This is a genomic window from Streptomyces sp. NPDC039480, assembly GCF_055597165.1.
In genome coordinates this window covers 1,217,788-1,237,412 of record NZ_JBVITX010000001.1, presented here as the reverse complement: position 1 = coordinate 1,237,412, position 19,625 = coordinate 1,217,788, and the positions used below count along the sequence as shown (strand labels likewise).

Annotated in this window: 19 protein-coding genes and 2 pseudogenes; 11 read left to right on the top strand and 10 right to left on the bottom strand. The window is 69.7% G+C overall.

The features are described from left to right. Positions 1 to 166: 166 nt before the first annotated feature. The 5 genes and pseudogenes from ACZ56E_RS04875 to ACZ56E_RS04855 form a co-directional block, all read right to left on the bottom strand. Positions 167 to 880, bottom strand: a complete 714-nt coding sequence (locus ACZ56E_RS04875) for a cation efflux transmembrane domain-containing protein (RefSeq protein WP_471211049.1) — start codon at positions 878 to 880, stop codon at positions 167 to 169. Beyond that, positions 881 to 1,216: an ArsR/SmtB family transcription factor gene (locus ACZ56E_RS04870; RefSeq protein WP_471211047.1), complete on the bottom strand. Its 336-nt coding sequence runs from the start codon at positions 1,214 to 1,216 to the stop codon at positions 881 to 883. A gap of 145 nt (positions 1,217 to 1,361) precedes the next feature. Further along, positions 1,362 to 1,931: pseudogene (locus ACZ56E_RS04865) on the bottom strand (PDDEXK family nuclease); the annotation flags it as partial. Between the two features lie 336 nt (positions 1,932 to 2,267). Further along, the gene (locus ACZ56E_RS04860; protein WP_471211045.1) at positions 2,268 to 3,008 is read right to left on the bottom strand and encodes a MerR family transcriptional regulator; all 741 of its coding nucleotides are present in this window, start codon (positions 3,006 to 3,008) and stop codon (positions 2,268 to 2,270) included. A gap of 284 nt (positions 3,009 to 3,292) precedes the next feature. Beyond that, complete coding sequence (locus tag ACZ56E_RS04855) at positions 3,293 to 3,904, bottom strand: TetR/AcrR family transcriptional regulator (RefSeq protein WP_471211042.1); 612 nt, start codon at positions 3,902 to 3,904, stop codon at positions 3,293 to 3,295. A 133-nt stretch (positions 3,905 to 4,037) separates the two neighbouring features. Here ACZ56E_RS04855 and ACZ56E_RS04850 point away from each other — a divergent pair, with 133 nt between their 5' ends. The 6 genes from ACZ56E_RS04850 to ACZ56E_RS04825 all read left to right on the top strand — a co-directional run bounded on the left by ACZ56E_RS04850 (position 4,038) and on the right by ACZ56E_RS04825 (position 11,157). Then, entirely contained in the window at positions 4,038 to 4,685 is a 648-nt protein-coding gene (locus tag ACZ56E_RS04850) for a hypothetical protein (RefSeq protein ID WP_471211040.1), read from the top strand. A gap of 113 nt (positions 4,686 to 4,798) precedes the next feature. After that, the gene (locus tag ACZ56E_RS04845; protein WP_471211037.1) at positions 4,799 to 6,418 is read left to right on the top strand and encodes an alpha/beta hydrolase; all 1,620 of its coding nucleotides are present in this window, start codon (positions 4,799 to 4,801) and stop codon (positions 6,416 to 6,418) included. 332 nt (positions 6,419 to 6,750) lie between these two features. Further along, complete coding sequence (locus ACZ56E_RS04840) at positions 6,751 to 7,401, top strand: GOLPH3/VPS74 family protein (protein WP_471211035.1); 651 nt, start codon at positions 6,751 to 6,753, stop codon at positions 7,399 to 7,401. Between the two features lie 91 nt (positions 7,402 to 7,492). Beyond that, positions 7,493 to 8,227: a DUF3159 domain-containing protein gene (locus tag ACZ56E_RS04835; RefSeq protein ID WP_471211033.1), complete on the top strand. Its 735-nt coding sequence runs from the start codon at positions 7,493 to 7,495 to the stop codon at positions 8,225 to 8,227. A gap of 72 nt (positions 8,228 to 8,299) precedes the next feature. Further along, positions 8,300 to 9,550, top strand: a complete 1,251-nt coding sequence (locus ACZ56E_RS04830) for a phthiocerol/phthiodiolone dimycocerosyl transferase family protein (protein ID WP_471211031.1) — start codon at positions 8,300 to 8,302, stop codon at positions 9,548 to 9,550. Between the two features lie 170 nt (positions 9,551 to 9,720). Next, positions 9,721 to 11,157: an FAD-binding oxidoreductase gene (locus tag ACZ56E_RS04825; protein ID WP_471211029.1), complete on the top strand. Its 1,437-nt coding sequence runs from the start codon at positions 9,721 to 9,723 to the stop codon at positions 11,155 to 11,157. 185 nt (positions 11,158 to 11,342) lie between these two features. Here ACZ56E_RS04825 and ACZ56E_RS04820 read toward each other — a convergent pair whose 3' ends face one another. Together ACZ56E_RS04820 and ACZ56E_RS04815 are read right to left on the bottom strand one after the other, a co-directional pair. Continuing rightward, positions 11,343 to 12,347, bottom strand: coding sequence for an NADP-dependent oxidoreductase (locus ACZ56E_RS04820; protein WP_471211027.1), 1,005 nt, complete (start codon positions 12,345 to 12,347; stop codon positions 11,343 to 11,345). Positions 12,348 to 12,483: 136 nt separating this feature from the next. Next, positions 12,484 to 12,840, bottom strand: coding sequence for an aldo/keto reductase (locus ACZ56E_RS04815; protein WP_471211026.1), 357 nt, complete (start codon positions 12,838 to 12,840; stop codon positions 12,484 to 12,486). A gap of 157 nt (positions 12,841 to 12,997) precedes the next feature. Between ACZ56E_RS04815 and ACZ56E_RS04810 the strand changes: the two are divergent. Beyond that, a pseudogene (locus ACZ56E_RS04810) lies at positions 12,998 to 13,189 on the top strand (aldo/keto reductase); the annotation flags it as partial. A 39-nt stretch (positions 13,190 to 13,228) separates the two neighbouring features. Here ACZ56E_RS04810 and ACZ56E_RS04805 read toward each other — a convergent pair. Further along, the gene (locus tag ACZ56E_RS04805; RefSeq protein ID WP_471211024.1) at positions 13,229 to 13,921 is read right to left on the bottom strand and encodes an SDR family oxidoreductase; all 693 of its coding nucleotides are present in this window, start codon (positions 13,919 to 13,921) and stop codon (positions 13,229 to 13,231) included. Between the two features lie 115 nt (positions 13,922 to 14,036). On the opposite strand from ACZ56E_RS04805, the gene ACZ56E_RS04800 reads away from it, so the two are divergent. Further along, entirely contained in the window at positions 14,037 to 14,597 is a 561-nt protein-coding gene (locus tag ACZ56E_RS04800) for a TetR/AcrR family transcriptional regulator (protein WP_471211022.1), read from the top strand. A 921-nt stretch (positions 14,598 to 15,518) separates the two neighbouring features. Here the strand turns inward: ACZ56E_RS04800 and ACZ56E_RS04795 are convergent. Both ACZ56E_RS04795 and ACZ56E_RS04790 read right to left on the bottom strand, forming a co-directional pair. Then, on the bottom strand, positions 15,519 to 16,124 hold the full coding sequence (locus ACZ56E_RS04795) for an MBL fold metallo-hydrolase (protein WP_471211019.1): 606 nt from the start codon (positions 16,122 to 16,124) through the stop codon (positions 15,519 to 15,521). 143 nt (positions 16,125 to 16,267) lie between these two features. Further along, positions 16,268 to 16,879, bottom strand: a complete 612-nt coding sequence (locus ACZ56E_RS04790) for a CGNR zinc finger domain-containing protein (RefSeq protein WP_471211017.1) — start codon at positions 16,877 to 16,879, stop codon at positions 16,268 to 16,270. An 85-nt stretch (positions 16,880 to 16,964) separates the two neighbouring features. On the opposite strand from ACZ56E_RS04790, the gene ACZ56E_RS04785 reads away from it, so the two are divergent. From ACZ56E_RS04785 to ssuE, 3 genes are all read left to right on the top strand, one after another. Beyond that, complete coding sequence (locus tag ACZ56E_RS04785; RefSeq protein ID WP_471211015.1) at positions 16,965 to 17,741, top strand: MBL fold metallo-hydrolase; 777 nt, start codon at positions 16,965 to 16,967, stop codon at positions 17,739 to 17,741. A 216-nt stretch (positions 17,742 to 17,957) separates the two neighbouring features. After that, entirely contained in the window at positions 17,958 to 19,043 is a 1,086-nt protein-coding gene (locus ACZ56E_RS04780; RefSeq protein ID WP_471211014.1) for an LLM class flavin-dependent oxidoreductase, read from the top strand. A gap of 14 nt (positions 19,044 to 19,057) precedes the next feature. Then, on the top strand, positions 19,058 to 19,606 hold the full coding sequence (ssuE, locus tag ACZ56E_RS04775) for an NADPH-dependent FMN reductase (protein ID WP_471211012.1): 549 nt from the start codon (positions 19,058 to 19,060) through the stop codon (positions 19,604 to 19,606). Positions 19,607 to 19,625: the final 19 nt, after the last annotated feature.

Below are 19,625 nucleotides of genomic sequence, written 5' to 3'. Positions count from 1 at the left end.
TGGGTACGCCGGCCAGGCCCTAGCCTGGAACGTCAAGTCGCTCAGGCCTAGTTCGTCCGGTGCCTGGCGGAGTCGGCCGGCTGCGGGCTCGGTGTTCGGGCGGCCGGGAACTGACGAGCAGTTCGATGCTCAGGACGTCCCTGTGCATGTCGCGTCCGGGGGTGGTTCAGCCGCAGCAGTCACAGCCGGGACGGCACCCGCAAGGGTCTGCCTGTGCGGCAACGGTCGGTGCCACGGTGGTCTTGGCGGGCGCGCAGCAGCCTCTGCCCTGCCAGGCGTCACGGCCTTCCTTTACGGCGATGGCGGCGATGACGAGGGCGGCGATCGGGTCGGCCCAGGACCATCCGAGCAGCAGGTTGGCCAGCAGGCCGACCAGGAGCACGGCGGAGAGGTAGGTGCACAGCAGGGTCTGCTTGGAGTCGGCGACGGCGGAGGCGGAGCCAAGTTCGCGGCCAGCCTTGCGCTGGGCGGCGGAGAGGAACGGCATGATCGCCAGGGAGAGGGTGGCGAGGACGATGCCTGGGATCGAGTGGTCGGCCTCGCCGGTGCCGGTCAGTGCCCGGATCGAGTCGACGGAGACGTAGGCCGCGAGGGCGAAGAAGGAGACGGCGATGATGCGCAGGGTGCGCTGCTCGCGGGCTTCGCGGATGGCGTGGTCGCGGGCGGAGAACTGCCAGGCGACCGCGGTGGCGGAGGAGACCTCGATGACGGAGTCGAGTCCGAAGCCGATCAGTGCGGTCGACGAGGCGAGGGCGCCGGCCGTGAGCGCGGCGACGGCCTCGATGACGTTGTACGCGATGGTTGCGGCGACGAGCAGGCGTATTCGCCGGGTGAGGGTGTCGCGGCGAGCGGGGCTGGGGCCGAGGGATACCGCAGTCATTCAGCAGCATCCCTTCTCGTCGGCGTCCGGGCAGGTGCGGTCGGCCTCGACGGCCACGACGGCAGTTCGCAGGTCGTCGAGAGCGTGACCGAGGCGCTCGTCCGCGAGTTCGTAGCGGGTACGCCGGCCGTCGGGCACCGTGATGACCAGGCCGCAGTCGCGCAGGCACGCCAGGTGGTTCGACAGGCGCGTGCGGGAGATCTGGAGGGCGTCGGCGAGCTCGGCCGGGTAGGCCGGGGCTCGGCGCAGGGCGAGCAGGATGCGGCAGCGGATGGGGTCGGCGAGCGCGCGCCCGAACCGGGCCAGTACGTCGATGTCCATGGCGAGTGTCTGCACAGTCCGACAGTACAGGAATCTCTGAATTCAGGGAAACATGGATTATCAGTTGGCGGCAGTCGTCTCAAGCCCAGTTCAGCGCACCCTCCCCCGCGGCTTAAGCGGCACGTTCGGCGGTTCCGAGGCGGGTTGCGGGCCCCGTCGTACCGTCCTGGTTCCCGACCAGCACCCCGGCCGCTCGTTGGCGTACCCGCTTGACCAGAGACGAGTGCCCCGTGACGGAGGCTACGGTCTCAAGGGCGAAGTGGCCGCTGCCGAAGTACCGGTAGCGGACCAAGTCGATCCAGCGCCGGTGCTCGCGCACGGCGTGCGCGTCGTAGCGAGTGAAGTCGCCGGCCACGCAGATCAGCCGAGGTGCGCTCCACAGGATCTGAGACGCGGCCGTCACCCCGAGCCGGTCGCGGACCAGGTTCCGGAAGGCGTCCTTGTGGTTCGTCAACCAGGCCATGTAGTAGAGACCCTGGTTGATCACGCCTGCATCGGTGCCGCGCTTGTACTCGACAATCGCCGGCGCCCCGTTCTCGTCGAGGCCCAGCGAATCGATCCGCCCGCCGTCGGCACAGTCGATGACGTACTCGCTCGCGAGGAAGGTGACGCCCAGCATCGTCTCCATGTGTGCCTCGACGAGATCCTGGACATTCGCCTCGGCCTCAGCAAGATGCGCGCTGACTTCCTGGACACCACGTGCTGTCTTGAACAGCTTCAGGACCGTCACTCCCCCTTCCCGCATGAGGGGCTCTCAGCCAGAGATATCGCGAGGGCAACGTGCAACTGGACGACGCTCTCGCGTTGAACGTGGGAGACGTGAGCCCCACCAGGCGTGAATCCCTGTCAGCGAGCAGACGCTCCAGCTGCTGCAAGAGGCCATCGGCGACCGTGAGCAAGGCTCCTGTTCGCCACAACGGTCCGCGCTGAAGCTCTCGCTACCTCAGGTCAGCGTCCCGTCTCGGCGGGCTCGAGGATCGCGACCTACTCGACTACCTCGTCGAGGGCGGGATGATGCCGGCGAAGGACACGTTCTGCCGCGCGGACCGACCTTCCCCGGAAGCCGTCACCGTTGGTCGCCCGTATCGGAGAGAAGCGTGTGGAGACGCCGCATCACGTCGGCCTGGGCCGGATTGTAGAGATCGGTAATGGCCTTGCCGATGGTGCGAGCAGTGTGCTGCCGGCCGCACGGGGCGTCCGAGGCGAGGTCGCTCAGCCCGGGATGCTGGGCCCGGAGGCCTCGGACGTAAGGCACGAGACGCTCAGCGAGACTCTGGCGTGCCTGCTCGTCCGCATCGGCGGGAAGCTCGTCGAGTTCGCGTGCCACCGGCTGCGGCTTCTCACGGAGCAAGTCCGCGTAGGTGTCCATACCACTGGGGCCGAGGACCGTACCGAGGACGGTGACGAAAGAGCGGTCGGGATCGGGGAGCTCTGCTGTCTCGTCCACGGAGGCGAGGCGGAGGGGAAGATCGGCCGCGGCCTTTCGGCGCATCAGGGCGCCGACCTCGGCGCGGGCGTGTTGCAGACGTTCGATGGTGGCGGCCAACTCCTCGTCGAGAGCCCGCAGATCACGCGGGTCCGGGTCGGAATCCGGGCCGTCGCACATGCCCGCGATCTGAGAGAGGGAGAAACCCAGAGCGGCGAGACGCTTGATCCGGAGGAGTCGGACGAGATGGCTGACGCCGTACTGCTTGTATCCGTTGGAGCGGCGCTCCGGCTCGTCGAGCAGGCCGATGTCGTGGTAATGCCGTACGGCCCTGAGACTGGTGCCGGCCAGCTCTGCCATCTCCCGCGTGCTCCACGCCATGATCGATGTCTCCCTCACCGTCGGGGGCCGGCGGCGCGGTCGCGCCGTGGGCCCATTGAAAACCATGCCGCAACGGCAGGCCGACGCCGGGGAGAGCGTGCTCCCGCAGGCAGGCTGCTGAGCCCGGGGAAGGCCCGGCGGGCGGCGTACTACCTCTGGGGTGCCCGGCACGCGTCGTCTGGACCGCAGCCACCGGGCCGGTGCGCCGGCAGTGGAGGTCTTCACGCCCTGCTCGCGCCCCTGACCGTCGGGTGGAACCGGTGCAGAGGAGTGGCTGGTTCGGTTCACGGCCGAGTCGGCTCGGCGAGTGGTGCGGAGCCGGTGGACAGGACGTGATCGACGGCCGCGTTGAGGGTCTCGGTCTCGGCGTTGAGGACGGATTCGCGAGCGGGCAGGGCGCGTTCGACCGAGAGCCCGTTGAGGACGGTGAGAAGGAACCTGACGTTGCGGGTGTGGTCTCCCGGGGGCAGTGCGCCTTCCTCGGCGAGCACGGTCAGCCAGTGTTCGACCCGGCGCTCCGCCTCCCGCTCATGGCCGAGATATGCGGCGCGTACCTGTTCGGTCGGCTCGGGTTCGATGAAGGCCCGATACGTCGTGCCCCATGCGGTTCGCGCGTCCTCGTTGGTGCCGAGCGGTGCGAGAACCTGCCGCAGGCAGTTCAGCAGCCGTTCGCGGGGCGGCAGTGTCCGGTCCCGGATCGGGTCGCCGGGCAGGAGGTGTTCGTAGATCCGCGCGAGCAGGCTGTCCTGCAGGGCGCGCTGGGTGGGGAAGTGGAACCTCAGCGAGCCTGTGCTCACTCCCGCACGCGCGGCGACCGCGCGCACGCTCAGCTTCGCCGTCATGTCCTCGGCGATCATCTCCGCGGCGGCCTGGAGGATCTTCTCGCGTGTTTCCATGCTCCGCTCCGCTCTCCCTCGCTTTCTCAGCCCTCTCACTGTACTAGCACGCCGTACTAGTACAGCGTGCTAGCGTTCTTCTAACACACTGTACTAGTGGGGTTGTGACTGACATGCGTAGAAGGGGCGGAGCATGACCTGGAGGCAGTGGGCGGCATCGAGGCGCCTCAAGCCGGGAGACGGCAGAGAACTGCAGCGGTTCCGCTGGTGGCAGCTCCCCTTTCGCTCCCTGTTATGGCTACGGCTCCCCGGCGCCGGTGGGCACGCCCGCCTGCACGCCGTCGACGTACGGCACTGGGCGCGGTTGGACAGCAGCAGGATCCGGGCGCATCTGTTCCTGGACGGCAGGCATGTGGCCGAGTCGAAACTGCCCGCGGTCTTCCCTGTCGACGGGGGCGTCATCGAGGTGGCGATGAGCAACTACGGCATCAGGCGCTGCCACTACCGCCCCTTGGGCGGACAGCCGCGTCAGCTCACGCCCGACCCGGCCTCGGCGGAGGGACGGCGGGCGCGCTTCGGTGCCCGCCATCCGGGGCTGAGCCAGGCGATCGGCGTCGGATCGGTGCTGCTGCTTGTCATCGGTGTGGGTCTGAACCTGTTGCAGCTCGCCGAACCCGTCTCTCACATTCCTCCCGTCACGCAGCGGGTCGGAACGTTCGAATCACCGGTACACCTGCCGATCTGGCTGAACCTCGCCCTGGGGGTCGGGGCCGTTCTGGCCAGCATGGAGCGCGCGCTCCGCCTGCGCTACTCCCCTCTGCTCGACACGGCCGGTCACTGACCCCTCGAAGCGAGGAGGGCACGGCCACGTCAGCCCTCCTCGGCCGGCTCCTTGCGCGTCCGGCACGGCCCGGCCGCACGGAATGCCACGCGTACGGCGAAAGGAAGATCAACATGATCCAGTCCAGGCTACGGCCCGCCACCCGGTACGGGGCGGCGTTCGCCACAGCTCTCCTGGTCCTGACCGGGTGTTCGTCCGGCGCCTCGGGGTCGCGCGGCACGTCCGCGACGGGTACGCCGGCCTCCGCCCCGTCCCCGGACCCGCTCACTTGGAGCGCGTGTGGAAAGAACCTCGAATGCGCCACGATCAAGGTGCCGCAGGAGTACACCGAGCCTGATGGCGCGCAGATCCCGCTCGCGGTCATGCGGCACCGGGCCACTGATCCCGACCACCGCATCGGCAGCCTGGTCTTCAACCCGGGCGGGCCCGGGGTTCCCGCCACCGAGACACTGCGTAATCTGCCCAAAGCAGCCGGTACTCCTGGTGCTTTTTCGCCCACGGTGCTCGCCAGATTCGACGTCATCGCGATGGACCCGCGCGGCGTGGGCGGATCGCAGGCCGTTCGCTGCCTGACCGAGAAGCAGCGTGCCGACGCCGCCGGCACTGCCTTCGACCCGGCCGTCCCCGGGGGCAAACCCCTGCCGCGGCTGCTGACCGATGCCTCCGCGTTCGCCGACGGCTGCGTCACACAGCAGAGCAAAGAGTTCCTGGCCAGCCTCTCCACCGACAACGTGGCCCGCGACATCGACCAGGTCCGCTCCGCGCTCGGCGAGGACGAGATCACGTACTACGGCTTGTCCTACGGCACCGTGGTCGGCCCGATGTACGCCACTCTGTTCCCTCACCGCGTCCGCCAGATGGTGCTCGACGCGCCCGTCGACACCAACCTGTGGTTCGGCAACTCCCTCACCTTCCTCAACGACGTCGCCGTCGCAAGCGAACGGACGCTCAACGCCTGGTTCAAGACCTGTCGCTCCGAAGGGGCCGCAGTGTGCCCGTTCGGAGCAGGAGACCCGCAGCGGGCGTTCGACAGACTGATCGACAGGCTGGAAGCGAAACCACTGAAGATCACACCCGCCAAACCCGCCAAGGGCGCCACCTCGGACGACGAACTCGACGGCGCCATGGCCCTGGAGGCCACCCGAGCCCTGGCCGGCGACCAGAGCACCTGGCCGTTGCTGACCTCGGCGCTGCTGGCCGCACAAGACGGCAACGGCGCACCCCTGTACGCCCTGTGGAGCAGCGTCACGGTATCCCCCTTCCCCGTCCCTACCGCGATGTTCGAAGCCCACACCGCGGTGCGCTGCGCCGACTGGCAGACCCCGGCCGGCATCGCCGCGCACAAGACCGCAGCCACCAAGGCCCTTGCCGAGGCCAAGCGGATCGGGACCCGGGCCGCCTACTCCGCCCTGAACTGCGCTCGGTGGCCCGCACCGAACACGGACCGCGTCACCAAGCCGCTCACAGGCGCCGGTGCGCCGCCGGCACTGGTGGTCGCAGGCCGACTGGACCCCGTCACTCCCCACCACTGGGCCGAGAACATGACCCGAACCCTGGACTCCGCGGTCCTGCTCACGCGTGAAGGAGTCGGACACGGCTCCTACGGCACCAACTCATGTACTGACAAGGCAGTTGACGCCGCACTCATCCACGGCACCCACCCCGCCGACGGCACCGTGTGCAAGACGGACACGCCCGCCACCACTCGCCCCCTCGTCCTCGCGAAGCGTTGAGTCACAGCCGGTCTTCCAGCCCTCCGGGTGCCAGCGCGGGCGCCGGTCCGCTCGCTGGGGTGCGCAGAAGTGTGCCGTAACGTCACCAGTTTCACGGCTCGGACCGAAGGTAGTAGTCACACAGGAAGGCAAAAGCAGCAGCAGGGAATTCACTCACTGGCACACCTGACAGTGAGTGAAAACCTAGCCTTCCGCGTCACTTCTTTCCGTGAATGCGATGGGGGGCAAATGCGGCAGAGGACGTGACGGGGAAATCCTCCTGCTGCACGGACTGCCTTTTCCGGCGGTAGAAATTCCCCGCCTGGCAACGACTGACCTGTAGGGAAACCACCGTGCCCACGACTCTCGCCCAGAAGCTGTATCTGCTCTGCTACACCGTCAAGAAGGGGAAGTTCCAGCTCGACAACATCCAGGGGCGTGGCCAACTGCTACGGGCCGGAGCGATGACCGAGCTGGCCCGCGACGGTCTGCTGGACGCCACCGGAGGAAAGGTTCGGCGACTCCCGGGCAACCCGCCCGAAGACCCGTTCACCACCGCGGTCTGGTACGACCTGCCTGAGGGCAAGCCGAAGGGCTGGCTCACGTTCCTGCACGACAAGGCCCACACCGCCGAAACCCCGGTTCGCGACCAACTCCTCGCCTCCGGAGATGTCGTCATCACGCGGGAGAAGAGGCTGGGGGTCGTCTCCACCGACCGGGTCACCGTGGTGCAGCCGGACTCGGTGCACGCTCTCCAGGACCGGGTGCGCGCGACCGTCTTCGACGGCGCCCCCACTGAGGACCTGACGGACGAACTGGCCATGGCCGTCCTGGCCGTGGAGCTGGAACTGACCTCGGTGTGGAGCAAGGAAGACCGCCGCACCTACAAGTCCGACCTCAAGGCGCACGCGGCGCGGTTCGACGCCTTCGTCCCCGGACTGCGCAAGGCGCTGCGCGACTCCTACCTCGCGAGCCGGGCCGTGGGGGGCGGCTGGAGCGCCTGAACCGCAGTGCCACCGCACTGCCACCGCACTGCCACCGCACAGAGAAATGGCCCAGGAACGCTGAAGCGCAACACATGACCAGGAGTGATCGATGTCCCATCCCGAAGGGGAGTACGGCCCCTCCCCGATCAACGGCAGGATCCCCAGGAACACGCCTCCTCCAGCCCCGCGGCCGCCCATGCTCGAGTCCTTGGGCGGCACGGCGGGATTCGTCTACTCGACCGTGCCGGTCGTCGTATTCGTGATCGCTCTCGCCCTGCTGTCCATAAAGGCGGCCATGATCGCGGCCGTCGCCACCGGCGCGGTGCTCACCGTGGGCCGATTGGTGCGCGGTGAACGTCTCCTCGCGGCCTCCGGCAGCCTGACCGGCGTTCTGGTCGCGGCGGGCATCGTCGCACTCACCGGTTCCGCCAAGGACTTCTTCCTGCTGGGCATCTGGGTGGCCTTCGCCGGTTTCCTCGCCACATCCGGTTCAGTCCTCTTGCGCCGCCCCCTGACCGGCGTGTCGTGGAACCTCCTGCACGGGGGCACGCACGCTTGGCGCGAGAACCGTCAGGTTCTACGGGCACACGACATCGCCACCCTCGCCGCGGCACTCGTCCTCGGGTCGCGGTTCGTGGTGAAGCAGTGGCTCTACGTTCACGACGCCACCGGCTGGCTCGCCGTCGCGAAGATCACCATGGGCACCCCCCTGACCGTGGTGGCCGCGCTGGTCGTCGCCTGGGCCTTCCGCGAAACCTCCAAGCACCTGGTGAACAGCCGGCCGGCCGAGGCGATCGCTCCGCACGGGGCCGAACTCCCGCCACGCCAGGGCGCATGGGAGTAACGAAAGCCGTCACACCACATCACCTCACATCACATCACATCACATCACATCAGCAAGGAAGGAGTCCCCTGGATGTCGATCAGCCATACGCTCGCGGAGACGGTGAGGGAACTCGGAGCGTTCGAGCGGACCATCGACCTCTACATGCACCGAAACCCGGTCCAGTTCTCCCTGGTCGCCGAGATCGACCGGAAGGTCTCCGAGCAGACCCTGGCGCGAGCACTGCGGGATGTGCAGGCACGACACCCGTTACTTCGCGTCTCTGTCGACCGCCGAGCTCCTCGGGCTCGTTACCGCTGGGCAGATGGCCCGGTCAGGGTCGAAACCGTCGCCGAGGGAACTCCCTGGCAGACGGTTGTCGCCGGTGAGCAGACGCGCCCCATCGCTCCGGAGCCCGGCCCGCTGATGCGCACCGTACTCATTCCCACGGAGGCCGGCAGCTTCATCGTGCTGACCTTCGCCCACCAGATCACCGACGGGACCGGCGGCATGCGGGTGGTGGCGGACCTCGTCGCCGCTCTCGACGGCGACGAGGAGGGCGGCGAGCCGGCCTCGGAGGGGGATGTGCCGCCTTCCCAGGAGGCTCTCCTGCGAGCTCTCGACGCTGCGACGCCCACCGCGGGCCCGCCCGAAGGGGAGCCGATGAACGCTCCCGGCGAGCTGACACCGTTCTCGGGACGCACCCCGCACGTCTCCGCCTTGGCCTTGCAACGCGGTCTGACCGCACGGCTCGTGGACCGTTGCCGTGCGGAGGGCGTGTCCGTGCACGCCGCGCTGTGCGCTGCCGCCTGCACGGTCTTCCACCGCGCGGGCCGCACCCGGGTGAGGGTGCTGAGCCCGATCGACCTGCGCCGTGCCGCAGGTCTGCCCGACGCCGTCGCCAACCGGTTCGCGGGAGCGAAGACGGCGAGCGAGACGTCCCAGGCCGAGGACTTCTGGGGACTGGCCCGCCACCATCACAAGGACCTGGAACGCCAGCGCGCGCCGCGGGTACTCAAGACCGACTCGGAGGCGCTGGCCCAGCAGCCGCCGACCACCCCCGAAGAGGCCGAGGCGATGATGACCGTTGCCACCGCCGCCGACATCCAGATCACCAATCTCGGGGTGGTGGAGACGCCGGCACACGGCCGCAGCTGTCTCACCGCTCTGTGGGGACCCGCACAGACCACCCAACTGCGCGGTGAACACGTCCTCGGTGTCGCCACCTTCGAGGGACGCCTGCGCATGACGGAACTGACCCACGACCCCGTGGCCGTTCTGCTGCCCGACATGGCCACCGTCCTCGCTCAGCAGTGCGTCGAGCACGACTCGCCGTCCTCCTGATCCGTTCAGGACGCCGAACTCCGCCCTGGATGTATCGCCGACCGTCCGGCGGTCCGTAGGCCCTCGCCGACCGGGGCGGCCCGCCACCGCACTTCACTGACCACCCTGTTTCCGGAACCACGCTGCGCCCTCGATGGCCGCAGCCGATGAAGCACCCCAGAGGAGCGACCATGCGGTCCCATACCGATGCCCACGACGCGGTCAGCACTGCCCTGCTGGCTGAGCTGCGGTCCCATGTTCCAGCGAGCCGTGTGCTCACCGAAGGACCGGAGTACGCACGAGCCGTGACGCTGTTCAACGCGGCGGTGGATGTCCGTCCTTGTGTCGTCGTGCGGTGCGCGAGCACCGCTGACGTGCAGGCCGGAGTACGCGCGTCCCGCAACCACGGAGTGCCGCTCTCCGTGCGTGGCGGGGGTCACGATTTCTGGGGCCGGGCGTTCCGCCCCGGTGGACTGGTTCTCGATCTGACCGACATGCGAGAAGTGCAGATCGACGCCGACCGCCGTTTCGCCACGGTGGGTGGCGGGGCGCTCTCGTCCGACGTCGTATCGGCCGCCGAGCGGGTGGGCCTGACCGCCGTCACCGGAACAGCGGGCTCCGTCGGAATGGTCGGCCTCACGCTCGGCGGCGGGTACGGTCCCCTGACCGGACAGTTCGGGCTCGCAGCCGACAACCTGCTCGGCGCCGAAGTCGTCCTGGCCGACGGTTCACGGGTGGACACCGACGCGAACCATCATCCCGACCTCTTCTGGGCGTTGCGCGGCGGCGGCGGCAACTTCGGCGTCGTGACCTCGGCGCGGATCCGTCTGCACCCCGTACCGACAGTGGTGTCGGGAACCATCTTGTACCCGATCGCCCGGAGCGCCGGCATCCTGGCCGACCTCGGTGAGATCCTTCAGGACAGTCCGGACGAGCTGACGGTAGACGTGGGGTTCATTCCCGGTCCGGACGGCAAGCCGACGGTGTACGTCGCGCCGACCTGGTCGGGGGATCTCGACGTCGGGAACGCCGAGAACGGGCCGGTGCGTGCGCTGGCCAGGCTCGGTACGCCCGTGCTCGCCCAGGTCGGACCGGTCGCCCGTTCCGCGACGCTGGCCGCGACGGACGCCATGTTCCCACCCGGGCGGATGGGCGCGATCCGCACGCGAACCGTCCAGAGCATATCCACCCCCGTCGCGGCCATCCTTGACCGAGCCGCCCAGGAGTTCACCTCACCGTTCTCCGCGATCGTGTGGCACCAGGTCCATGGCGCCGCCACGCGTCCTCCTGTCGGTTCGACCGCATTCGGCCGACGCGAACCGCACCTGATGGTCGAGCTGATCTCCATGTGGGAGGGCAGCGGCGGCAAGGACAACGCAGGCAATGGCGACGGCAGGTCACCGCACCTGCGCTGGCTGGAAGAGCTTCACGCGGCACTCGAACCCTTCTCGTTGCCGGGCGGCTACGTGAACTTCCTGGGACCGGAGACTCCCGACCAGGTCGCGAACTGCTACGGGCCGAACACCCGACGCTTGCTCGCCGTGAAGTCGGCGGTCGACCCGGACGCCGTCTTCGCCGCCACACCGCTCCCCATAGCGACCGCCGACACCGGCTCCACGCCCGTGTGAGGCGAAGGCGACGTCGCCACTCCGACCGTCAAGAATCAACCAGCGGCGGCCGGGACGGCCTCGGCCATCCCGCCGAGGCCAGCCTCGGTCGTCGCTGGGCCGAAGTCGAACACCGTGTGGCGGGGCGAGGTGTGCAAGGTCTTCTGTTGTCAGGGGCGCCTGGCGCCCTGGGCTCGTTCCCGCTCTCACGTCATCGTGACGACGATTTTGCCGGCCTTCGCCCGTCCCTTTTCGACGTATTCCATGGCCTTGATGGTTTCGCCGAACGGGAAGACGCGGTCGACGACGGGGCGGATCTTCCCGGTGTCGATGAGGGGGGTAAGTTTGCGCAGTTGGTCGCCGCTGGCCTTCATGAACAAGAACGAGTACGTCACGCCGTGGCGCTTGGCGTTGCGCCGGGTTTTGAAGCTGAGGGCGGTCATGGCCAGGCGGAGGATCGGGTTCGCGCCCAGTTCGCGGGCGAAGGCCGGGTCGGGCGGGCCCGCGACGCTGATGGCCATGCCGCCGGGCTTGAGCACCCCCAGGGATTTGATGAGGTTCTCGCCGCCGAGGCTGTCGAGGACGACGTCGTAACCGTCGAGGATCTCTTCGAAGTCCTGGGTGCGGTAGTCGACGACGACGTCCGCGCCGAGGTCCTTGGCCAAGTCGGCCTTGGCGATGCTCACGGTGGTGGCCACGTGCGCGCCCAGCGCCTTGGCCAGCTGGACAGCGATGGAGCCGAGGCCGCCGGCGCCCGCGTGGATGAGGACCTTCTGACCCGGTTGCACGTGTGCCCGCTCGACCAGGGCCTGCCATGCGGTCAGGGCGACCAGAGGGAGGGAGGCGGCCTCGGCCATGGTGAGCGTGGCGGGTTTGGGGGCGAGGTCGTCCTGGTGAACGGCGATGAGTTCGGCGAAGGTGCCGATGCGGTCCTTGTCGGGCCGGGCGTAGACCTCGTCACCCACCGTGAAGCGGGTGACGGACGGGCCGACCCGGACGACCGTCCCGGCGAGGTCGTTGCCCAGAATGAGCGGAAGACGGTAGGGCAGGAACGCTTTGAATTCTCCGTTGCGGATCCTGAGGTCCAGCGGGTTGACGCCCGCCGCGTGGATCTTGACCAGGACGTCGTCGGCGCCCACCTGGGGGGCGGGCAGCTCGTCGGCGCGCATCCCGGCTTGATTGCCGTACTTCTCGACCATGAAAGCCCTCATCGTCGTCTCCCTTCCGTGTCCCGTCCGTGAAAGGGCGGGGTCTCCGCTCGCCCCGGGCTTATCCCAGTACGAGATAGCTTGTGTCGTTCTTCTGGCTGCGGCGCGGGTGCACCGCGTATTCAGCCGCGTTCACCCATCAGGCCACTGGCACGACCGGGGTGATGACGCGGTCCGCGGCGCCTCCCTGGAGGCGGTCCAGTGAGGCGGCGATCCCCTCGTGGGGTGCTCCGAGCGGCACCGCGCCGACCTCGGTCAGGCGGGTGTACTGCGCTTCGGTCAGCTGGACGTCGAGGACGCCGAGGTGACTGTCGAGCTGGGAGAGGTTGCGCGGACCGATGATCGGGACGAGCGTGACCACGGAACGGGCGGCGCGCTCGCACACCCAGGCCACCGCGACCTGGGCGGGTGCCACGCCGGTCTCCTCGGTGCCGGTGAGCAATCCGCCGCCGAGCGGGGCCCCCAGGGCGGCGCCGAGTCCGAGGCTCTCGGCCATGGGCAGGAGTTCGCGTCGGCGGCGCGTTCGATGAGGCTGTACTCATGCTGGATGCCCACGATCGGGGCCCAGTTCTTCCGGTCCGCGACGGTGACTGCGCGCGAGACGCGCCAGGCGGGGAAGTTGGACAGCGCGGCATAGTGGATCTCGCCGGCGCCAGCGCCTGGGCACCGACTACATCGACCTGCTGTGGGTGCACTTACCCGACGAGCTCAATCCGATGGAGGAGCTCCTGCGCGGACTCGACGACCTGGTGTCCGAGTACGCGCTCGGCACCGCGAACTTCGGCACCGGTTGGGGCGCAGGCGCCGAGCCGGACGAGGTACGCCGTATCTTCGACCGGTTCGCGGGGTGAGAAGGCGATCGCGCGGGGTTGGAGAGGTGAGCGTCACCCAGCGTTCGGCTGGGGTGCCGCGGACAGGCTCTGCTTGACGTACCGGCTGGTCTCGTCGGCGAGAATCTCGGGCAGGCCGGTCTCGATGCCATCCAAGGCCTGGGTCGCGACGTCGACGGCGGCGACCTTCTGATCGGCGGGCACGCCGGCGGCCATGTCGGTGTCCATGTAGCCGACGTGCAGCGCCGAGACGGTGATACCGCGCGGTGCCAGCTCCTCACGGGTCGCGTCGCTCAGCGCCCAGGCGGCGGCCTTGGAAGCCGCGTAGGAGCCGAGCTCGGCCGGGTGGAACCAGGACAGGGCGGACAGGACGTTGAGTACGGCGCCGCCGCCGTTGCCCTCGATGACCGGGGCGAAGAAGCGGGTCGCGGCGAGCGGGCCGAAGAAGTTGGTCTCCATCTCCTGGCGCACCTCGGCCACGTCGCCTCCGATCAGCGTCGCGCCGGTCGAGATGCCCGCGTTATTGATCAGCAGTGTCGCGTCGGACGCCACGCGGGCGGCCTCCCGTACCGACGCCTCATCCGTGACGTCCAGCCGCAACGGGATGACACCCGGTACGTCGACCGTCTCAGGGCGACGGGCCGCGCCGTACACCTTCGCGCCGCGCTCAACGAGCTGGGCGGCCAGGTGTCGCCCGAGCCCCCGGTTGGCGCCGGTGACGACCGCAACCATGTTCTTCAGTTCCATGCTCGCTCCTGTCCTGGCGGGCGACCGTCGGCCACCCGCAACGAATTAGATTATGACTCCAATCTAAACATGGGTCTAGGATAGATGCCAGTCGACATCCAAGTGGGAGGTGGCCATGGGCCGCGTATCGCAAGCGCAGGCGGAGGAGAATCGCAGGCGAGTGCTGGACACCGCATCTCGGCTGTTTCGGGAGCAGGGCACGCAGGTCAGCGTCGCCGACCTGATGAAGGCGGCCGGTCTGACCCACGGCGCCTTCTACAAGCAGTTCGCCTCCAAGGAGGCGCTCGTCGATGAGGCCACCGCCCACGCCTTCACTGAGCTCACCCAGCGCTACAGCGCCGGCCTCGAGCGGCACGACGGGCAGCGCGAGGCCGCCCAGCGGGCGCTGATCGACACCTACCTCTCCGTCGAGCACCGCGACGGCCCGGCGGACGGCTGCCCGGTCGCCGCACTCGCCACCGACATCGCACGCGAGGGCGGGGGGCGCGAGGCCCGTCGCGTCTACGCCGAGGGGGTGGTCGACTTCGCCGACTTCCTCGCCGATGACGACCAGGACGGCATCGCCCGCCTCTGCACCCTGTTCGGCGCGCTGGTCCTCTCCCGGGCCACCAAGGGCTTTCCGCTTTCCGAGGAGATCCTCGCCGCCGCGCACGCAGCCTTGACGGAAGGAGACTGATCAGGCGCGCGGTGCGGGTGCACGTCGACCGCGCTCGTGGGCGACGAGGCATCCGCGGCCAGGCGGAGGCGGTGGGAGAAGGCCGCCGGCGCCTGGCGCATCGGCCCCACCGTGCGCGAGTCAATTCCGGGCCGCATACCCCCTGAAGGGTCAACTGCGCAGCCGACGTCAGCGTGTGGGCAGGGCTGCGATCTGCTCCCGGATGTCGCACACGATCTCGTCGACGCTCGTAGCGGCGGCAGAAGACTTCACAGCAGTCGCACCAGACCGACCTGCCGGTTCACACAGGTCAGCGAGGCGGACGCGGCGCCCCGCTGCGCTGCCCTGCGTCGAGCAGAACCGATAGGGCGTCCGTCAGCCGTGGGAGTCAGCGCTCGGCGTCACCTGTCCTCGGCCCACCGCCGATCCTCGCCACCTCGGCAGGAGCCGACCTACCCACACGCCACCTGACACCCCATCAGAATGAGCGTCACACGAACGTCACGAGCGTCATTTCAACGTCGGGGCCCACACCCCACATGATGCACACCAGGTACTTCAAGCGGCAATGGCTGCAAGCCGACGCCGGCGCACGCAGCCTCTTGCCGTAAGAGGTCAGCGCGTACGCAACGCGCGGCGGGATCTCCGCGTGTGGCTACCGACATGAGTCGTGCGGACGGGCGGCGCAGCGACCGCCCGCCACTCTTTCGACCCCGGGGGCCAGGAGTGCGCTGAGCGCGATCGCATCTGCGTCGACGCCCCCGTAACGGGCAGCACGCCGACGATGGCCGTGCTCGCAGCCGAGGCCCGGCAGCCCACATCCGGGACCGCCCGACCTGGGGTGATCGTCCGGTGGCGGGTCCGGTTCCGGCAGGCATACCGCGAGCAGACACCGGGACGATGACGCGTATCGAAGCCGGCCTCCGGGTTCACCCCTGTGGTTCAAACGGGGGTGTTCTCGTCGGGGACGAAGGGGTCGCCGTGGCCGGGGACGATCAGAGCGGGCTTAAGGGCGAGGATCTTGCGGCGGGAGGCGCGCAGGCCCTCGTGGTCGTCGGAGGTGGGGTCTTCGGCGGGGCCGTGGACGCTCCACCAGGCGTGGGTGAGGACGACGGTCCCTTCGGCGGTTTCCGCGACGGTGGAGATGTCCTGGGGGGTGTGGCCGGGCGTTTCGATCAGGTGGATCGAGGGGGAGAGCTGGTATCCGTCGGCGGGCCGGTCGTACCAGAGGTGGTTGTGGTAGGCGGCCCAGACATCGTGGGCGCGCGCGTGGGGGAAGAGGGCGGCGTTGAGGGTGTGGTCGGGGTGGTGGTGGCTGAAGACCACGTCGGTCACCTGCTCGGGGCTGATTCCGACGGCGGCGAGCGGGTCGAGGATGAGTTTGCGGTCCTCGACCATGCCGGGGTCGACGACGACGATCGTGTCGCCGTCGCGGAGGAGGCAGACGGTCGAGGCGACGTGCCACGGCTTCTCGCGGCCGTCGCGGTCCGCGTTGCGTGCGTCGAGGCTGTCGTAGCCGGTGGTCAGCAGGGTGAATGTGGCCGTCATGAGAGGTGCTGGTCCTTCGTCGATCGTGGGGAATGACCGGATGGAGAGCGAGGTGTGCCGTCCATGCCGGGGGCTTGAGGGCGTGCGAAACCGCGCCCCGGCGCGGGTCCGGTGAACCGGCGGCGGGGCGAGGCGGGTCGAACTCAGGTGGCGGGGGCCCGGGCGCGGCGGGCGTAGGCGCGGGCGGCGCGGGCTCGGTCGCCGCAGCGGATCGAGCACCAGTGGCGGCGCCCGGCGCGGAGCAGGTAGCGGTTGCAGGGGGTGGAGGGGCAGGCCGTCAGCCGTTCGGCGTCGGGTCCGGTGAGCAGGTCGGCGGCGTCGGCGGCGAGGATACCCAGGGCCTGGTCGACGATCTGGTCGATGGGGTGCGGGGCGGTGCGGTGCATGCCGCGGACGGAGTCCCAGCCGAGCGGGGAGGCGGTGGGGACCCGGGTGAGGGCGTCGTTGACGGCGGCCAGTGTGGTGGCGGGGGCGGGATGGCCGCCGACTTGGGCGGCGAGCAGGGCGCGTACCTGTTCGCGCAGGGAGCGCAGGCGTGCCGCGCAGATCTCCTGCACACCGGCGTCCGCGGGGGCGAGATTGTGGCCCGCCAGCCACTGGTTGGCGCCGGAGGGCGTGCCCAACGCATCGAGGAACTGGCCGCCCGGCAGGGCGATGGCGCTGTTGGCGAGGTCGAGCGCGGGGTAGTGCTCGGCGCCCGGTGCCGGCGACAGCCCGGGGTCGACAGCTTCTTCGACGGTATCGGTCTCACTCACACATCTCACGTTACAGCTTGCTTTCATCCGTGACAAAAGCCTATGGTCACGGATGAACGTCAACCTATCCGTGAGGTGATCCGTCATGACAGCATCCGGCGCGTCCAGCGAGCAGGTCCCCGTCCGTGTCTTCGGTGGTCCCACCGCACTCATCGAGTACGGCGGGCTGCGGTTCCTGACCGACCCGACCTTCGACGCCCCTGGCAGCTACCCCTCGGGCCTTGCCAAGACCGCGTCCGCCTCCGCCGCGCCCGCCGATCTGGGCCGTATCGATGTGGTGCTGCTGTCGCACGACGAGCACGACGACAACCTCGATGCCTCGGGCCGGGCCCTGCTCGCCGATGTCCCCCTGACCCTGACCACGCCCAGTGGCGCTGGCAGGCTGGGCGGCACCGCACGCCCCCTGAAGGACTGGGAGACCATCGCGCTCGACCGCCCCGGTGGGGGCACGATCACCGTCACCGGCGTCCCGGCCCTGCACGGCCCCGGCGCGCGCGAAGACCTCGAACCGGTCGTCGGCGAGGTCGTCGGCTTCGTCCTGAGCGGTGACGGCCTGCCCACCGTCTACGTCAGCGGCGACAACGCCCAGCTCTCCCTGGTCCGCGAGATCGCCGACCGCTTGGGCCCGGTGGACACCGCCGTCTTGTTCGCCGGCGCGGTCCGCACTCCCGTCCTGGACCGCGCGCTGCTCACGCTCGACAGCGCTCAGGCCGCCGAGGCCGCCCGCATCCTGGGCGCGCGCCGGATCGTGCCGGTCCACTACGACAGCTGGGCCCACTTCACCGAGGGCCGCGACGAGCTGGTCGCCGCCTTCGCCGCCGCCGGTCTCGCCGACCGCGTCGACTTCGGCGTCCGCGGCTGACCCTACGTACGCCGCACGCGTGCGTCGGAGCTGTGCCTCGGACCCGCACGTCGGGCCCGTTTGCCGGACCGGGCCGTACGCCGGACGCGGCCGGGTGCCCGCCGAACAGAGGCCCGCCGCGGCTGTCGGCCGGCGCCCGGCCCCCGCTCTCGCCTCCCGTACCACCCAAGGGCCGCACCACCCAAGGACCGCACGACATCGAAGGACCGCACCACCATGACCGACCCCATCCGCGGCACCCGCCACGGCTCCGCCCCCGCCGCCCTGTCCGTACTGGACTCCGCCATGACCGGCACCGGCCAGACAGCTACGGAGGCACTGACCGGCAGCATCGAACTCGCCCGGCTCGCCGACCGGCGCGGCTTCACCCGCTACTGGATGAACGAGCACCACGCCATGCCCGGCGTCTCCACCTCAAGCCCGCCCATCCTGCTGGCCCGGCTCACCGCGGAGACCCGCAGACTGCGGCTCGGCGCGGGCGGAATCATGCTGCCCAACCATCCTCCACTGGTCGTCGCCGAACAGTTCGGCATGCTGGACGCCCTCGCCCCCGGCCGCATCGACCTGGGCCTGGGCCGCGCCCCAGGCACCGACCACACCACGGCCGCCGCCCTGCGCCGCGGCGCGAGCGACGCCGAGGACTTCCCCCAACAGGTCGCCGAACTGCTGCACTTCCTCGGCGACGACTTCCCCGCCGAACACCCCTACACCGACCGCGTCTACGCCGTACCCGGCCCCGCCCAGGACCGGCTCAACGGCATTGCCCCGCCCACCGGCCGCCTGCCGGTATGGCTGCTCGGCTCCTCCGGCTACTCCGCGCAACTCGCCGCCCGGCTCGGCCTGCCGTTCGCCTTCGCCGCGCACTTCAACCCGCGCGACGTCGTGGCCGCCCTGCGCCTGTACCGCGAGCGGTTCACTCCGTCCGAGGCCCTGGCCGAGCCGTACGCGCTGGTCAGCTTCACCGTGGCGGTGTCCGACGACGAGCGTGCGGCCCGCCGCCAGGCCGGCACCCTCGCACACGCCATGCTCCGCATGTTCCAGCGCAAGTCCTACCTGCTGCCCTCCCCCGAGGAAGTGGCCGCCTACCCCTACGACGCCCAGGAACGCCAAGCCGTCGACAGCTGGCTGAACCACGTCCCCCACGGCACCCCCGAGCACGTCACCGCCCACCTGAACCAGGTCCAGCGGGACTCCGGCGCCGACGAGCTCATGATCGGCGGCGTCGGCCACTCCGTCCAGGCCCGGCTGCGCTCCATCGAACTGATCGCCGACGCCTACGGCATGCCCGACAACCCGCACTGACGGGGGAGTTCTCCATGGCCACCGTCCTCGCCCTGTCCGGCAGCCCCTCCCCTACGTCCCGCACCGCCCTGCTGGCCGAGCACACCGCCGCGAGCCTGCGGGCCCGCGGCCACCACACCCACGTACTCGCCCTGCGCGACCTGCCCGCCGCACCGCTGCTCACCGCGGACACCCACCACGCGTCGATCGCCCGCGCCGTGCGCCTGGTCGACGAGGCCGACGCCCTCGTCGTGGCCACCCCCATCTACAAGGCCGCCTACTCCGGCCTGCTCAAGGCCTTCCTCGACCTGCTGCCCCAGCACGCGTTCACCGGGAAACCGGTGCTCCCCCTGGCCACCGGCGGCAGCCCGGCCCACGTCCTCGCCCTCGACTACGCCCTGCGCCCCGTCCTCACCGCGCTCGGCGCCCAGGTCGCCCAGGGCCGGTTCGTCCTGGACCGGCACATCACCGCCGCCCCGGGCGGCGCGGTGACCCTCGACCATGACGACGAGCTCCAACTGGCCCGCGTCACCGACGAGTTCGCCCGCGCCCTCTCATCCCGCGCACAACCGACCGCCGCCTGACGACCACCGACCGACCCGA

What these genes read in the sequence shown, in the direction of transcription:
- ACZ56E_RS04875 (WP_471211049.1), bottom strand. Translation starts at nt 880, where the DNA reads ATGACTGCGGTATCCCTCGGCCCCAGCCCCGCTCGCCGCGACACCCTC.
- ACZ56E_RS04860 (WP_471211045.1), bottom strand. Translation starts at nt 3,008, where the DNA reads ATGGCGTGGAGCACGCGGGAGATGGCAGAGCTGGCCGGCACCAGTCTC.
- ACZ56E_RS04855 (WP_471211042.1), bottom strand. Translation starts at nt 3,904, where the DNA reads ATGGAAACACGCGAGAAGATCCTCCAGGCCGCCGCGGAGATGATCGCC.
- ACZ56E_RS04850 (WP_471211040.1), top strand. Translation starts at nt 4,038, where the DNA reads ATGACCTGGAGGCAGTGGGCGGCATCGAGGCGCCTCAAGCCGGGAGAC.
- ACZ56E_RS04845 (WP_471211037.1), top strand. Translation starts at nt 4,799, where the DNA reads ATGATCCAGTCCAGGCTACGGCCCGCCACCCGGTACGGGGCGGCGTTC.
- ACZ56E_RS04835 (WP_471211033.1), top strand. Translation starts at nt 7,493, where the DNA reads ATGTCCCATCCCGAAGGGGAGTACGGCCCCTCCCCGATCAACGGCAGG.
- ACZ56E_RS04830 (WP_471211031.1), top strand. Translation starts at nt 8,300, where the DNA reads ATGTCGATCAGCCATACGCTCGCGGAGACGGTGAGGGAACTCGGAGCG.
- ACZ56E_RS04825 (WP_471211029.1), top strand. Translation starts at nt 9,721, where the DNA reads ATGCGGTCCCATACCGATGCCCACGACGCGGTCAGCACTGCCCTGCTG.
- ACZ56E_RS04820 (WP_471211027.1), bottom strand. Translation starts at nt 12,347, where the DNA reads ATGAGGGCTTTCATGGTCGAGAAGTACGGCAATCAAGCCGGGATGCGC.
- ACZ56E_RS04815 (WP_471211026.1), bottom strand. Translation starts at nt 12,840, where the DNA reads ATGGCCGAGAGCCTCGGACTCGGCGCCGCCCTGGGGGCCCCGCTCGGC.
- ACZ56E_RS04805 (WP_471211024.1), bottom strand. Translation starts at nt 13,921, where the DNA reads ATGGAACTGAAGAACATGGTTGCGGTCGTCACCGGCGCCAACCGGGGG.
- ACZ56E_RS04800 (WP_471211022.1), top strand. Translation starts at nt 14,037, where the DNA reads ATGGGCCGCGTATCGCAAGCGCAGGCGGAGGAGAATCGCAGGCGAGTG.
- ACZ56E_RS04795 (WP_471211019.1), bottom strand. Translation starts at nt 16,124, where the DNA reads ATGACGGCCACATTCACCCTGCTGACCACCGGCTACGACAGCCTCGAC.
- ACZ56E_RS04785 (WP_471211015.1), top strand. Translation starts at nt 16,965, where the DNA reads ATGACAGCATCCGGCGCGTCCAGCGAGCAGGTCCCCGTCCGTGTCTTC.
- ACZ56E_RS04780 (WP_471211014.1), top strand. Translation starts at nt 17,958, where the DNA reads ATGACCGACCCCATCCGCGGCACCCGCCACGGCTCCGCCCCCGCCGCC.
- ssuE (WP_471211012.1), top strand. Translation starts at nt 19,058, where the DNA reads ATGGCCACCGTCCTCGCCCTGTCCGGCAGCCCCTCCCCTACGTCCCGC.